This is a genomic window from Micrococcus antarcticus, from assembly GCF_044872765.1.
Taxonomy (GTDB): domain Bacteria; phylum Actinomycetota; class Actinomycetes; order Actinomycetales; family Micrococcaceae; genus Micrococcus.
Window position 1 is genome coordinate 1,176,776 of sequence record NZ_CP085253.1, and the last position, 14,032, is coordinate 1,190,807.

At 74.4% G+C, this 14,032-nt stretch carries 11 protein-coding genes; 3 read left to right on the plus strand and 8 right to left on the minus strand.

The window, feature by feature from the left end:
- Nucleotides 1-26: 26 nt before the first annotated feature.
- On the minus strand, nt 27-1,322 hold the full coding sequence (locus tag LG274_RS05490) for an MFS transporter (protein WP_298711808.1): 1,296 nt from the start codon (nt 1,320-1,322) through the stop codon (nt 27-29).
- Nucleotides 1,323-1,408: 86 nt separating this feature from the next.
- The gene (locus tag LG274_RS05495) at nt 1,409-2,809 is read right to left on the minus strand and encodes an FAD-dependent oxidoreductase (protein ID WP_248116114.1); all 1,401 of its coding nucleotides are present in this window, start codon (nt 2,807-2,809) and stop codon (nt 1,409-1,411) included.
- A gap of 178 nt (nt 2,810-2,987) precedes the next feature.
- Between LG274_RS05495 and rarD the strand changes: the two genes are divergently transcribed.
- Genes rarD through LG274_RS05510 form a run of 3 tightly spaced genes read left to right on the plus strand, consistent with a single transcriptional unit; the run spans nt 2,988 to nt 5,005 of the window.
- Entirely contained in the window at nt 2,988-3,968 is a 981-nt protein-coding gene (rarD, locus tag LG274_RS05500) for an EamA family transporter RarD (RefSeq protein ID WP_298711811.1), read from the plus strand.
- Nucleotides 3,969-3,977: 9 nt separating this feature from the next.
- Nucleotides 3,978-4,484 (plus strand): hypothetical protein, encoded by a 507-nt coding sequence (locus tag LG274_RS05505; protein ID WP_404465853.1) that lies wholly within the window; start codon nt 3,978-3,980, stop codon nt 4,482-4,484.
- A complete protein-coding gene (locus tag LG274_RS05510; protein WP_248116121.1) occupies nt 4,481-5,005 on the plus strand; it encodes an HIT family protein in 525 nt (174 codons plus the stop codon). The genes LG274_RS05505 and LG274_RS05510 overlap by 4 nt, the downstream gene beginning before the upstream one ends.
- 83 nt (nt 5,006-5,088) lie before the next feature.
- On the opposite strand, the gene LG274_RS05515 is transcribed toward LG274_RS05510, so the two are convergent.
- The 6 genes from LG274_RS05515 to LG274_RS05540 form a co-directional block, all read right to left on the minus strand.
- Nucleotides 5,089-6,156, minus strand: coding sequence for a polyprenyl synthetase family protein (locus LG274_RS05515; protein ID WP_248116123.1), 1,068 nt, complete (start codon nt 6,154-6,156; stop codon nt 5,089-5,091).
- Complete coding sequence (locus LG274_RS05520; RefSeq protein WP_298711819.1) at nt 6,153-7,556, minus strand: geranylgeranyl reductase family protein; 1,404 nt, start codon at nt 7,554-7,556, stop codon at nt 6,153-6,155. Before LG274_RS05520 ends, LG274_RS05515 begins: the two co-directional genes overlap by 4 nt.
- A complete protein-coding gene (gene menD, locus LG274_RS05525; protein ID WP_298711822.1) occupies nt 7,553-9,499 on the minus strand; it encodes a 2-succinyl-5-enolpyruvyl-6-hydroxy-3-cyclohexene-1-carboxylic-acid synthase in 1,947 nt (648 codons plus the stop codon). Before menD ends, LG274_RS05520 begins: the two co-directional genes overlap by 4 nt.
- Before the next feature lie 198 nt (nt 9,500-9,697).
- Nucleotides 9,698-11,848, minus strand: a complete 2,151-nt coding sequence (locus tag LG274_RS05530; RefSeq protein ID WP_298711826.1) for a PhoX family phosphatase — start codon at nt 11,846-11,848, stop codon at nt 9,698-9,700.
- A gap of 245 nt (nt 11,849-12,093) precedes the next feature.
- The gene (locus LG274_RS05535) at nt 12,094-13,221 is read right to left on the minus strand and encodes an o-succinylbenzoate synthase (RefSeq protein WP_298711829.1); all 1,128 of its coding nucleotides are present in this window, start codon (nt 13,219-13,221) and stop codon (nt 12,094-12,096) included.
- Nucleotides 13,222-13,306: 85 nt separating this feature from the next.
- Nucleotides 13,307-13,981 carry a hypothetical protein gene (locus tag LG274_RS05540; RefSeq protein WP_298711832.1) on the minus strand — a complete coding sequence of 225 codons (675 nt, stop codon included), beginning with the start codon at nt 13,979-13,981 and terminating at the stop codon, nt 13,307-13,309.
- Nucleotides 13,982-14,032: the final 51 nt, after the last annotated feature.

Genomic DNA, 14,032 nt, shown 5'->3' on the forward strand with positions numbered 1-14,032 from the left:
CCTCCCCACCGGAACCCCGCGCCCGCTCAGGGCGTGGGGTTCCGTGCGTCGTAGGCCAGGAAGCCCGGCTGCCGCCGCATCAGCACGCTCACGCCCACCACGCACAGCACGCCGCCGACCACGAGGGTGAGCCCCTCCCCGAGGAGGGTCGAGGCGCCGCCCGTGATCATCTCGCCGACGCGGGGGCCCCCGGCCACGACCACCACGAACACGCCCTGCAGCCGCCCGCGCAGCCGGTCCGGCGTCGCGGCCTGCAGGATGGTGCTGCGGAAGACGCCCGAGACCGAGTCCGCCGCGCCGGCCACCGCCATGCACGCCACGCACAGCGCCATCGCGAGACCGAGGCGCGGGTCGCCCTCGGGCATCGAGCACGCCCACCACACGACGCCGCCGAATGCGGCCACGGCGGCTCCCCACGCGCAGATCGAGAGGTAGACGCCCCAGCCCTGCGCCGTGACGCGCGTGAAGGAGCCGGAGAACAGGCCGGCGAGGAACGCGCCGGCGGCCATCGCGGCCAGCAGGATGCCGACCGCGGACTCGCCGCCGCCCAGGACCACGCCGCCGATCGCGGGCAGCAGGGCGCGTGGGAATGCGGTGGCCATGGCCACGATGTCCGCGAGGAACGTCATGCGCAGGGTGGGCCGGGAGGCGAGGAAACGGAGCCCCTCGACCACCGAGCCCAGCCCCACGCGCCCCGTCGGCGCGGCCTCGCCCTCCTCGCGCGCGGGCGGCAGCGGGGGAAGGCGCCACAGGGCGTAGAGCGCGGCGAGGAACGTGACCACGTCGATCGAGTACGTCCACGCGTACCCGGCGGTGGCCACGAGGACTCCGCCGAGCACCGGGCCCACCATCATGGCCACGGAGAAGGTCATCATGGTCAGGGCGTTGGCGGCGGGCAGCAGCGTCAGCCCCACGAGCGCGGGGACGATGGCGCCGCGCGTGGGCTGGTTGATGCCGGAGGCCCCGGAGTGCACGGCCACGAGGGCGTAGAGCAGGGGCACGGACTCGGTCCCCGCCCACGCGTGCGCCGCGATGCCCACGGTCGTCGCCCACATGACGGCGGAGGAGCACAGCGCCACGGTGCGGCGGTCGTGGCGGTCGGCCACGGCGCCCCCGTACAGGCCCGCGACGACGAGCGGCACGAGCGCCGCCAGTCCCAGCAGGCCCACCGCGAAGGACGAGCCGGTCAGCGCGAAGACCTCGAGGGACACCGCCATGAGCGTGAGCTGGGTGCCCACGAAGGAGAGCAGGTTGCCCACCCACAGCCGCCGGTAGGCGGGCGAGACCTTCAGCGGCGTGAGGTCGGCGAGGAGGCGGGGCACCGGGCCAGAGTAGCCGCCCCCGCACACCACGACGGCGGGCACCCGCGGTGGGTGCCCGCCGTCGTGGTCAGCTCAGGCCGGGAGGCTCACTCCCCGCGGCTGATGCGCGTCATCTCGTCGCGGTCCACGACCTTGACGCGCTCGCGGGCCACCGGACCGGCCTCGGTGGCCGCCGCGCCGAGGGACTTCTCGTGCGCGTCGAGGGCATGCCAGCCCTCCCACGTGGTCACGGGGACGCCGCGCTCGGCGAGCAGCGCGAGCACCGCGTCCTCGGACGGGTCCTCGGCGGTCCAGAGGGCGTCCACGTCCTCGATCAGGTGCTGGATGGTCTCGAGCGAGTCGCCCTTCGTATGGCCGATCAGGCCCACGGGGCCGCGCTTGATCCAGCCTGAGGCGTAGAGCCCCGGCACGGCATTCCCGTCCGCGTCGAGCACGCGGCCCTCGGCGTTCGGGATGACGCCGCGGGCGTCGTCGAACTCCACGCCGTCCACGGGCGAGCCGAAGTAGCCCACCGCGCGGTAGACGGCCTGCACGGGGTAGTCCGCGGTCTCCTCGGTCGGGCGGACCCCGCCCTCCCCGTCCAGCTCCATGCGGCGCATGCGCAGACCGTCGAGGCGGCCGTCGCCGTCGGCGTCGAGGAACGCCTCCGGGGCCTGGAGGAAGTGCAGGTGGAGGCGGCGGGAGGCCTGCTCCGTGCGATCCTCCTGCTCCATGAGCCAGTTGGTGAGCGTGCCCACCATGGTGCGCACCTGGTTGTTCTCCGCGATCGCCTTCTCCGAGCCGGCGTCGAAGTCGAAGTCCTCCTCGTAGAGCACGATGTCCACGTCGCGGGAGTGGGCCAGCTCGCGCAGCTCCAGCGGGGTGAACTTCACCTGCGCCGGGCCGCGGCGGCCGAACACGTGCACGTCCGTGACCGGCGAGGACGTGAGCGCGCGGTACACGTTCTCGGGGATCTCCGTGACCAGGAGGTCGTCGGCGTGCTTGGAGAGGATGCGGGCCACGTCCAGGGCCACGTTGCCGTTGCCGATCACCGCGACCTCGGTCGCGTCCATCGGCCACTCTCGCGGCACGTCCGGGTGGCCGTCGTACCAGCTCGCGAAGTCGGCGCCGCCGAACGAGCCCTCGAGCTCCACGCCGGGCACGTCCAGGCTCGCATCGCGCACCGCGCCGGTGGAGAACACCACGGCGTCGTAGTGGCGGCGCAGGTCCTCGAGGGTGAGGTCCGTCCCGTAGTCCACGTTGCCGAGGAAGCGGATGTCGCCGCGGTCCATGACCTTGTGCAGGGCGGTGATGATGCCCTTGATGCGCGGGTGGTCCGGGGCCACCCCGTAGCGGATGAGGCCGAAGGGGGCCGGGTAGCGGTCGAAGAGGTCGATGCTGACCTGGAAGTCCCGCTCCTCCTTGGTCAGGATGTCCGCCGTGTAGACGCCGGCGGGGCCGGCTCCCACGATGGCGATGCGCAGCGGGCGGTCAGGGCGTTCGGTCACGTCGGGGTGGTCCTTCCGAAAGACGACGGCGGCGCCCGCGTCGGGCCCGCGGGCGGGCCGGCGCGCGGCGCGCGGGGATCGACCTCCCAGTCTACCGGCGCGGCGGCGGCCGCCCGGGTGAGCCCCCTCACGACCCCGCTCCCGCCGCGACGGCGGGGGGCGGCCCTACAGTGGTCCGGTGACCGCCTCCTCGCCCTCCGCCCCGGACACGGGCGCCCTGCCCACGGTGGCCCCGGCTGCCGCCAACGACTCCCGCGGCCTCGCCCTGGGGTTCACGGCCTACCTCCTGTGGGGCGGGATGCCGCTCTACATGGCCGCCACCGCCCCGGCCGGCGCCGTGGAGATCGTGGTGGTCCGCATCGGCTTCGCCCTCGTGTTCTGCCTCCTGCTGCTGACCGCCATGCGGCGGCTGCCCGAGCTGCGCACCGCCCTGTCCTCCCCGGCCCGCTGGGGCACCACGGCGCTCGCCGCCGGCGTGATCGGCGTGAACTGGCTCGTCTACGCGGCCAGCGTGATGAGCGGGAACGTGCTGCAGGCCTCCCTCGGGTACTTCATGAACCCGCTCGTCAACGTGCTCCTCGGCGTGCTGTTCCTGGGCGAGCGCCTGCGCCGGCTCCAATGGGTCGCCGTGGGGATCGCCGTGCTCGCCGTCGCCGTGATGACGGCGGCCCTCGGCGCCGTCCCCTGGCTCGCCCTGGTGCTGGCGTTCTCGTTCGGCCTGTACGGCTTCGTGAAGAAGCGCTTCCCCGTGCCGGTGCACGCGGTGACCACCATGACGGCGGAGACCGTGGTGCTCCTGCCCGTGTTCGCGGTGGGCTCGGTCCTGCTGCTCCAGGCCGGGCTGCTGACCACGGTGACCCAGGGCCCGGGGCACTTCTGGCTCATGGCCGGCCTGGGCGTCCTGACGGCCGTCCCCCTCATCCTCTTCTCCTCGGCGGCGAAGTCGCTCTCCCTCACCACGCTCGGGATGCTGCAGTACATCGCGCCCATCCTGCAGTTCCTGGCCGCCGTGACGGTGCTCGGCGAGCACATGCCGCTCCCCCGGTGGATCGGGTTCGGGCTGATCTGGCTCTCCCTGATCGTGTTCACGGTGGACCAGCTGCACCGCTCGCGCCTGCAGCGTCGGGCGGCCCGGGCCGCCGTCGGGAACCGCCCCTAGACTGGCCCCATGCCCGCCAAGCCCCCCGCACCCGTGTACCTGCCCGCGTTCCAGCAGCTTGTCCCGGACCTGCTCGGGGAGCCCTGGGCCGCCGACGACGGCCTCTCCCCGCGGGAGATCGAGGAGCGCCTGCCCTCCGCCCCCGCCGCGGAGCAGCTGGGCGACGCCTTCGTCCTGCCCGCCGCGCTGCGCGAGTTCTACCTCGCCCTGGGCAACTGCGGCGACCTGCTCGAGACGGCCCACTACTTCTGGGATCCGGACGACCTCGAGGCCCGCGACGGCTACCTCATGTTCCTCGAGGACGAGGACGAGACCGTGGTGTGGGGCCTGCCCGTGGCCAACCTGACCCTGCCGGACCCCCTTGTGTGGCGCCGGTCTGCGGGGGCCGAGGCCGAGGAGGGCGCCTGGGAGGACGAGGGCGGCACCTTCAGCGAGTTCGTGCTCGACCTGCTGGCGTGGACCTTCGAGGACCCGGGGGACGAGGACGACGGCGCGGAGCGGGGCGTGACCCGATGAGCGGGCCCGAGGACACCACGCGAGGCGGCGCCCCCGCCCTGCGCTCGCACGCCCCCGAGGGGTACGCCTGCCCGTTCTGCGGGCTCGTGGCCGGGAACGTGGCGGACCCGGGCAACCGCTGCGAGCTCGGGGACACCGTCTACCAGGACGAGGACCTCCTCGTGCTGATCGCGTGCGACGGCTTCGGCGAGCACGAGGGGCACGCCATGGTGTGCCCCGCCGCGCACCACGAGAACCTCTACGAGCTGCCCTCCCGTGTGCTTCAGCGGATCGCCCTCATGGAGAAGCAGGTGGCGCTGGCCATGAAGGCGGCCTGGAGCCCGGACGGGATCTCCACGCGCCAGCACAACGAGCCCGCCGGCAACCAGCACGTGTGGCACTACCACCTGCACGTCTTCCCCCGCTACGAGGGCGACCTGCTCTACCGGCAGCTGCGCCACGCCGTCGCCCCCGAGGTCCGGGAGCGCAAGGCCCGGGAGCTGGCCGCCGCACTCGACCCCGCGCCGACGTTCCTCGACTGAGGCCCGTCGGGCCGCCGCCGGAGCAGCCCGTCATCCCCGGGCGGCTCGCCGACCGGGACCTGCCGGCCCGGCCCGGCCCGGCGTCAGCTCGCGCGGTCCACCACGTAGTCGGCGAACCCCGCGAGGGACTCCTTCACCACGGAGTCCGGCAGGGGCGCCAGCGCGGCCTTGGCCTGGTCCGCCCAGTCGTGCGTCGTCTCCCACGCCCGCGTGAATGCGGGGTGTGCCACCAGCGCGGCGACGGCGGCGCCCAGCTGAGCGTCGTCGTCGAGGGGGCCGTCCACGAGCTCCTTCACACGGCGGGCCTCAGCGGCCTCGGCCGCGTCCTCGGACGCCGCGGCGCGGTCCAGCAGCAGCGTGCTCAGGGTGGCCACGCGCTCACGCAGGTCCGTGCCGGGGGTCTTGCCGAGAGCCTCGGCGGTGCTGGTGAGGTCCAGCAGGTCGTCGGCGAGCTGGAAGGCCAGGCCCACCTTCTCCCCGTACTCCCCCATCACCGCGACGGCGGACTCGTCCGCCCCGCCGAGCAGCGCGCCGAGCACGCCCGATGCCGCGATGAGCGAGCCGGTCTTGCCGCCGAGCACCCGGTAGTAGTGCTCGATGGGGTCCTGGCCGGCGGACGGGCCGCGGGTCTCCCACAGCTGCCCCTGCACGAGACGCTCGAAGGTCTCCGCCTGGATTCGCACCGCGCGCGGTCCGAGCTCGCTCATGAGCTGGGAGGCGCGCGCGAAGATCAGGTCGCCCGCCAGGATGGCCGCCGCGTTGCCCCACAGCCGGTGCGCGGCGGGCGCGCCGCGGCGCACGGCCGCCTCGTCCATCACGTCGTCGTGGTACAGGGTGGCCAGGTGCGTCAGCTCCATCACGACGGCGGCCTGGCGCGCCTGCGCGCCCACGGGCGCCACCTGCCCGGAGGCCAGCTCCGGATCGCCCAGCAGCGCGGCGAGCACCGTGAGCACGGGACGCACGCGCTTGCCGCCGGCGGCCAGCAGGTGGGCCGTGGCGGTCCGCGAGAACTCGTCGTCGAAGGCGAGCGCCTCCTCCAGCTGCGCCTCCACCTGCTCGAGGGCCGACAGCACGGTCTCCAGCACGCGGCCGTGCTCGGCCAGGTGCTCGAATCCGGGGGGCAGGGCGATGCCGACGTGGTCAGTGCTCACCCGGCCAGCCTACCCAACCGCGGGTCGTCCGCCGTGGTGAGCGACGGGATGGCCGCCTCGAGGAGGCGGACGGCACGGTCGACGACGTCGCCTCCCTCCGCGTCCACCGTGTTGCCCATGACCTTGACCACGGCACGCAGCAGCGGAGGGACGGCCATGCCCGTGCCGAGCGCGGCGCGCATCACGCGCGGGTCGCCGATCAGGCGGGCGAAGCGGGCGCCGAGGGCGAAGTGGCGGCCCCACAGGTGCTGCGTGAGCACGGGGTAGCGGGCCAGCACGCTGTCCGCACCGGCGGCGCTGCCCGCCGCGAGCGCCTCCACCGCCAGGTCCGCGGCGTGGCGGGCGGCCTCCATCGCGAAGCCGATGCCCTCTCCGTTGAACGGGGAGACCATGCCGGCGGCGTCGCCCACGAGCAGCAGCCCGGGCACGTGCTGGGGCGTGCGGTTGAAGGCCATCGGCAGGGCCGCACCGAGGATCTTCGAGGACCGGGTCTCCTCTGAGATCCCCCACTCCTCGGTCAGCGCGCCGGACCACGAGGTCAGCAGGCCGCGGTAGTCCAGCGTCCCGAACAGGGGCGAGGTGTCGAGGATGCCCAGCCCCACGTTCACCGTGCCGTCGGCGAGCGGGAAGAGCCAGCCGTAGCCGGGCAGCGGATTCCCCTGCTCGTCCGGCAGGCGCAGCCAGGACTCCATCCACTCCGCCCGGTCCCCCGGCAGGGCGGGGGCGGCGCCTCCCACGGCCGCGCCGGCCGTGTAGTAGGCGCGGACGGCCACGCCCATGGGGCGGTCCTCGCGCCGGTGCAGGCCCGCGGAGACGGCCGCACGGGCCGAGACGCCGTCGCACGAGAGCACGATCGGGGCGTGCCAGGTGACGCTCTCGCCGGTCTTGCGGCCGTTCTCCCCGATCAGCTCGGCGTTCAGCCCGTCGACGCGTCCGGCGTCGTCCCGGGTGACGCCTGTGACGGCGTGGCGCTCGAGCACGGTGGCACCGCGCTCTCGGGCGAGGTCCACGAGGACGGCGTCGAAGTCCCGGCGGGTGCGCGTCAGGGCGTAGTCCGGCCACGTCTGCGTGCTCGGCCACGGCACGTCCACCCCGCGCCGGCCCGCACGCAGGCGCAGGCCGCGGATGCGCTGCCAGCCGCCGTCGTCGCCGGCCTCCCCGCGGTGGGGCACGCCGAGCAGCTGCAGCTCGCGGACGGCCTGCGGAGTGAGGCCGTCGCCGCACACCTTCTCGCGAGGGTGCGCGGACTTCTCCAGCACCACCACGTCCAGGCCCGCGGCGGCCAGGTGCGCGGCGGCGGTGGCCCCGGCGGGGCCGCCGCCGGAGATGAGCACGTCCGCGCGGCGGGGCCGATCGGCGGCGCCCGTGGCGGACGACGGGCGCGGGGTCTGTGCGGTCATCGGGCGGCCTCCTCGGGGCTGGCGGGCTCGGACGCGGGGTCCGGGAAGGTGGAGCGCACGGCGGCGGCGATCGAGGCGGCCACGCGCGGGCGCTCGGTGCGGTCGCAGCGGACCTCCACGAGCCGTCGGCCGCGCACCGGGACCGCGAGGAGGTGCACGAGCCCCACCCGGTCCGCGGCGCAGACGTACGGCACGCCGTACGCGGCGGCCAGGCCCTCCAGGTCCACGGCGTGCGGGGTGCCGAAGAAGCGCTCCACGGCGCCGGCCATCCCCGGGGCCCGTGCCACGGTGCCGTGCTCGAGGCCGGCGAAGATCGCGCCGCCCGTGTCGTTGACCACCACGAGGTCCACGTCCGGGTCGGCCTCTGTGGTCCCCACCAGCAGCCCGCCGGCGTCGTGCAGCGCCGTGAGGTCGCCCAGGAGGGCGACGGTGCGGCGGCCCGTGCCCAGGGCGATCCCCATGGCGGTGGACACCGTCCCGTCGATCCCGGCGAGGCCGCGGTTGGCGTACACGTGCACGTGGGCCAGCGTCGGGGGCCGCCACGCGAGGTCCACGTCCCGGATCAGAGACGAGGATCCCAGCACGAGCGGACCCCGTGTCACGGACGCGCACACCTGGGCGACGCTCTGCGGGCTGAGCCCGTGCGCGGTGTCCTCGTCCAGCACGACGTCCTCCACCGCGGCCTGGGCGCGCATCGAGGCCGTCTGCCATGCGGCGAGCCATCCCGGCTCGCCCTGACCCGCGAAGGACGCGAGCTCCGCGAGGGAGCCCACGACCCGCTCGGCGCGGCGGCCCACCTCGAACCACGGGGCGGGCTCGGTCAGGAGGACCGCGGTCTCCACGTCCGGGCGTGCGAGCAGCGCCGTGACGGAGCGGGTGAGCGTGGGGCGGCCGAAGAGCACGACGCGCTCGATGCGCCCGGCCAGCGGGTGGCTGTCCGCACCGCGCCCGCCGTGGGAGCCGATCAGCGCTGGATAGGCCGCCACCGCGTTGACGGAGAACCGAGCGTTCGAGCTGGGCTCGGCCAGCAGCGGCAGGCCCAGGGAGACGGCGAACGCGGCCGCCACCGGACCGGCGCCGTGGCAGGCGAGCACCACGGTGCGCCGCTCCCGCAGCCGGGAGGCGTCGAGGTCGGGCAGGCCGGACAGGTCCGCGCCGGCCGGTCGCCACGGGGCCCGGGCCGCGGCGTCGCGGCGCACGTCGCCGACGGCGGGCAGCGCGCGGGAGTCGGCCGAGAGGTCCGGCAGCCCGTGGTCGGCGTCCGGGCACGGGGGCGTCCGCGCGGGGATGCGGGCGCCCATGTCCGCGGCCTCCCGGGGGTCCGGCACCAGCGGGGCGCGGAAGCGCAGGTTCAGGTGCACCGGTCCCGCGGGGGCGTCACGGACGTGGACGGCGGCCTCCCGCGTGGCCGGGCACCCGGCGTCGGGGTCGCACACGAAGCCGTCCGCCGCCAGCAGGGCCTGGCGCACGGTGGCCCCGGCCTCGTTCAGGTGCTGCTGCGCAGAACGGCCCGCCGCGGGATCCGCCTCGATGGTGGCCGAGAAGCGGGTGTGGTGCCCGAAGATGCCGTCCTGCTCGGTGGTCTGGTTGGCGCCCGAGCCGTGCAGCTCCGCGGGCCGGTCCGCCGTGAGGGCCACGAGGCGGGTGCCGGCGTGGAAGGACTCCATGAGGGCGGGCAGGAGGTTCCCGACCGCCGTGCCCGACGTCGTGAGCACCCCCACGGGGCGGCCCGAGGCCAGGGAGAGCCCGTGGGCGAGGAAGCCCGCCGCGCGCTCGTCCACCCGCACGTGCAGCCGGATCCGGCCCTGCCGTTCGAGGTCGGCCAGCGCGTACACGAGGGGCGCGGAGCGGGAGCCGGGGCAGATCACCGCGTCCCTCATCCCGGCGTCGGTCAGGGCGGCGGCGACGGCGCGCGCCACGGAGAGGGAGTCGGCGGAAGTCATGGTGGCCCCCAGTCTAGGCGGGCAGAGCCGGACGGCCCCGGCCCGTGCCGTCCCCGCACAGCGGGGGCGGCGCGATCCCCGGACGCGGCGAGGCCGCCACGGCGGTGTGCCGTGGCGGCCTCGTCAGGGGGGGGACTCGGCCGGCCCCCATGCTGCGGGTCCGGCCCCGTCCGCGCGGGGATCACTCCCCGCACCGGGTCACTTCTTGGGGCCGTTGCCCTGCGCGTGGCCGAAGGCGGAGTTGCCGTGGCCGTTGCTGCCCTTGCCCTTGTTGCCCTTCTCCTTGCCGGAGCCCTTGCCCACGCCGTTGTTGCCGGTCACGTTGAAGACCTGCACGACGGAGGGACGGGGGGCCGCGACCTTGTCGCCGACCTGCACGGGGCCGGCCGGGGACAGGAAGTCCGGGAAGTAGGACGTGTGGGCGCCCCAGTTGCCGTCCTCGCCCGGGTGCTGGACGTTGACGAACACGGAGTTGTCGCGGTCGTGGATGACCGGGCCGCAGGTCTCGGCGTCACGGGGGACGGCGAGGAACTGCTCGACGCGGCCGCGCTCCGGGCCGTCCAGGGTGACCTTGTGGAGGGCGTCGGCGAGGCCGATCGTGCCGGGCTGGCCGTCGGTGGAGATCCAGAGGTTGCCCTCGGAGTCGAACGCCACGTTGTCCGGGCAGGAGATCGGGGACACGAGCTCCTTGGGGTACCCGGCGAAGTAGGCCGAGGAGGAGACCGCCGGATCGCCGGCGAGCAGCAGGATGACCCAGTTGAACGTCGTGGCGGTGTGGTCGCCGCCCTTCTCGGTCAGCTCGACGACGTGGCCGTCGCGGTTGCCCACGACCGGGTTGGCCTCGTCCACCTCGGTGCGCTTCGTGTTGTTGGTCAGCGCCATGTAGACCTTGCCGTTGACCGGGTTGGTCTCCACGTCCTCCGGGCGGTCCAACTTGGTGGCGCCCATCTTGTCCGCGGCGAGGCGGGTGTAGACGAGGACCTCGGCCAGGGACATGCCGGGCACGAGGGACTTCTTGTCGGTCGCCAGGGCGATCCACTCGCCGGCGCCGTCGAACGCGCCGTCGGAGGGCAGGGTGCCCTTGCCGTCGATCTCGGACTTCGGGGAGTCGCCCTTGAACTTGGCCACGTAGAGGGTGCCCTCGTCCAGGAGGCGCATGTTGTGCTTCTTGTCGCCCTCGACGAACTTCTTCGCGGAGACGAACTTGTAGAGGTAGTCGTGGCGCTCGTCGTCGCCCGAGTAGACCACGGCGCGGCCGTCGCCGGAGAGGACTGCGGTGCCGGCCTCGTGCTTGAAGCGGCCCAGGAGGGTGTGCTTCACCGGGGTGGAGGTGGGGTCCTCAGGGTCGACCTCGACGACCCAGCCGAAGCGGTTGGCCTCGTTCTCGTAGCCGTCCTTGGTGAGGTCGAAACGGTCGTAGAAGAGCTCCCAGCCGCGCTGCGTGGCCTTGGTGCCGATGCCGTAGCGCTTCTCCTCGGCGGTGCCGCGGCCCTTGAAGTACTGGTTGAAGTTCTCCTCGCCGGAGAGCACGGTGCCCCACGGCGTGGTGCCGCCGGCGCAGTTGTTGAGGGTGCCCAGCACGCGGGTGCCGGTGGGGTCCTCGACGGTCTTCAGCAGGGCGTGGCCGGCGGCCGGGCCGGTGACCTTGAAGGGGGTGGTGCCGGTGATGCGGCGGTTGCGACGGCCCCCCTGCACGTACTCCCACTTCTGGCCGCGCTTGGCGCGCTCCAGCTCCACCACGGACAGGCCGTGCGACTGGATGCCGGCGTCCACCACGTCCTTGCGGTGGGAGATGATGTACTCCGGGGAGAACATGATGTTCTCGTTGGTGTACTCGTGGTTGGACACGAGGTAGCCGGAGCGGTCGTTGCCGCCGTCGGAGACGATGTTCAGGTAGTCGTTGTTGTAGCCGAACTGGCCGGCCGCCGACTTCCCCGTCTGGTGCTGGATGTCGAACTCCTCGGAGTCCTTGAAGAGCGGGTCGCCCCAGCGGATGATCGTGCCCCACTCGTAGCCCTCGGGGACCGTGACGTCGTCCACGGTGCGCGGGACGGGCTTGATGGCCGTGAAGTCCAGCTTGCCGCCGCCGGTGGGGTGGTTGCCGTTGTCCGCCAGGGCCTCGGGGGCCTGGGCCATGTTCGCGCCGATCACGACGGCGGCGGCCAGGCCGGTGCCGCCCATGAGGGCCGAGCGACGGGAGATCGCGGTCTCGGCGATCTGCTGGAACGTGGCGTTGTCCGAGGTGTTCGGGATCGGGTGCGAGCACGCGTTGCCGCACTTGAGCTCGCAGGTGACAGCCGAACGGTTGCCGCGGGTATGACCGGACATGGGCAGGAGGCGCTTGAGCATGGGGAGTCCTTCGCGTCGTTCAAGAGGGAGTGGGCCCGCCCGTGGGGCGGCCCCGGGCCACGATGCCCGCGGACACCCGCGGACATTCCCCCACCCTGTCCCCCCGAGTCGAGCGGCGAAGGACACCAAGGTGAACCGGGACGAAACAGTGCGTGGCACCGAGATTTCGTCTCGTCGACGTGTCGTATTGCCCTCTGGGTCCCCCCCTGGGGGATGGATTCCCGGAGGCGCGCCATCGCCCCAGGTCAGCCGGAGATCTGTGCGAGGACGGCGTGAGCGTGCTGCACGCGTTCGGCCCACCGCCGCCGCCCCTCCCGGTCCAGCTGCAGTCGGCGCAGCGCGCTCGGGTCCGGTTCGGGAGCGCGGACGCCGGGGGCGGGGAGCGTCCCGTCCACCGGACGCCACGGGGGCGCGACCACGTCGTCGGCGAACAGCGCCGCAGTGCCCAGGCCGCACGCGTGCGGCAGGGAGGGCAGGTGCGCGGCCAGGGCCGCTCCCCCGGCCAGTCCCACGGAGGTGTCCAGGGCCGAGGAGACGACGGCGGGCAGCCCCGCCGCCGCCACGATCGCCGCGGCGCGCCGCACTCCGCCGAGGGGCTGCACCTTGACCACGATCAGGTCGGCCGCGCCCGCCGCGGCCACGGCCAGCGGGTCGTCCTCCTTGCGGACGGCCTCGTCGGCGGCGATCGGGGTGGCGACGCCGCGCTCGCGCAGGGCGCGGCGCACACGGGCCAGCGGGGCGATGCCCGGCACGGGCTGCTCGGCGTACTCGAGGCCGACGTCGGCCAGCTCGGTGAGCATGTGCAGCGCCTCGTCCTCGGTCCAGCCGGCGTTGGCGTCGATGCGAATCGCGGCCTCCGGGAGCAGCTCGCGCACCCGCCGCACCCGGGCGAGGTCGGCCGCGTGGCCGCCCGCCACCAGGCCGCCGCCGGGGCGGTGCTCGGCCACCTTGACCTTCACCGCGGGCACGGGGCCGAAGCGCTCGAGGACGTCCTCGACCTCGGCCGCCCCCACGGCGGGGACGGTCGCGTTGACGGGCACCGCGTCCCGCACCGGCGCCGGCCAGCCCTGCCAGCCGGCCTCGACAGCCGCCGCGAGCCACCGGGAGGACTCCTCCGGGCCGTACTCGGGGAACGGGGAGAACTCGGCCCATCCCGCGGGCCCCCGCAGCAGGAGAGCCTGGCGCGCGGTGGTGCCCCGGAAGCGCACCGTCATGGGCAGCTCCACGGCCACCGCGTCGGCCAGCAGCTCCTCCACCGAGGGCAGGGCGCAGCCACCGGGGGCACCGGGCAGGGGCGGGAGGGACGGAGGGGGGTGCAGGCCGTCGGGGCCGGGCTGCGCACGGTCCGGCTGCGCGGGGTCAGGCGACGTCATGCGGCCAGCCTAGGGGCGGGAGGCCGCCGTCGCCCGCGCGGGCGTCCGGGAGGCAGGCGTCTCCCGGGCGTCCCCGACGGCGGGGTCAGCGCGCGGCGAGGTAGCCGAGCTTGCGGGCCAGGCCCGCGGCCCGCTCATGCGAGCCGAGCACGCCCTCGAGGCCGGCGACGACGGCGGCCACCACCTCGTCCGTGAGGTGCCAGTCCGGGGTGAAGGGATCGTCGAACCGGGCCCACGCGGTGCCGACCGCGGCGAGGGCGCGGGCCATCTCGGTGACGTCCCGGAAGACCGGCTCGGGCTCGTCCATGCGGTCCTCCCAGCCGTCCTCGCCGGGGGCCATGAGGATGCGGCCGGTGGCAGCCTCGTGGATGAACGGGTCGGCGCCCTGCTTCGCCACCACCGTCCAGTCGTCGTTCCAGTCCACGAGCAGGGCGCCGGTGCGATGGTTCCAGCGGTAGCCGGCCTGCTCGTCCCACAGGCGGTCCAGCGGGAAGAACAGCAGCGGCAGCCCCACGGTGTCGATCTCGAGCCACTCCGGGCCCACGTAGCGGTAGAAGTCCGCCAGATCCGTGGGCAGCGGCTCCTCGGCGGCCCATTCGATGGGCTCCTGGCGGGCGAGGTTGCCGAACGGGCCGAGCGCCTCACGCGCCGAGATGAGGGACTCCGGGTCCAGCGTGATGCGCGGCCGCGCGGCGGCCTCGCCCGCGGCGGGCGTGTCGCTGGAGGAGGACGGACCGTGCGCGGAGGGAACGCGGTTCATGGCCCCAGGCTAGGCACGGGGCACCCCGGGCGGAGGAGCCCCCAGGCGACG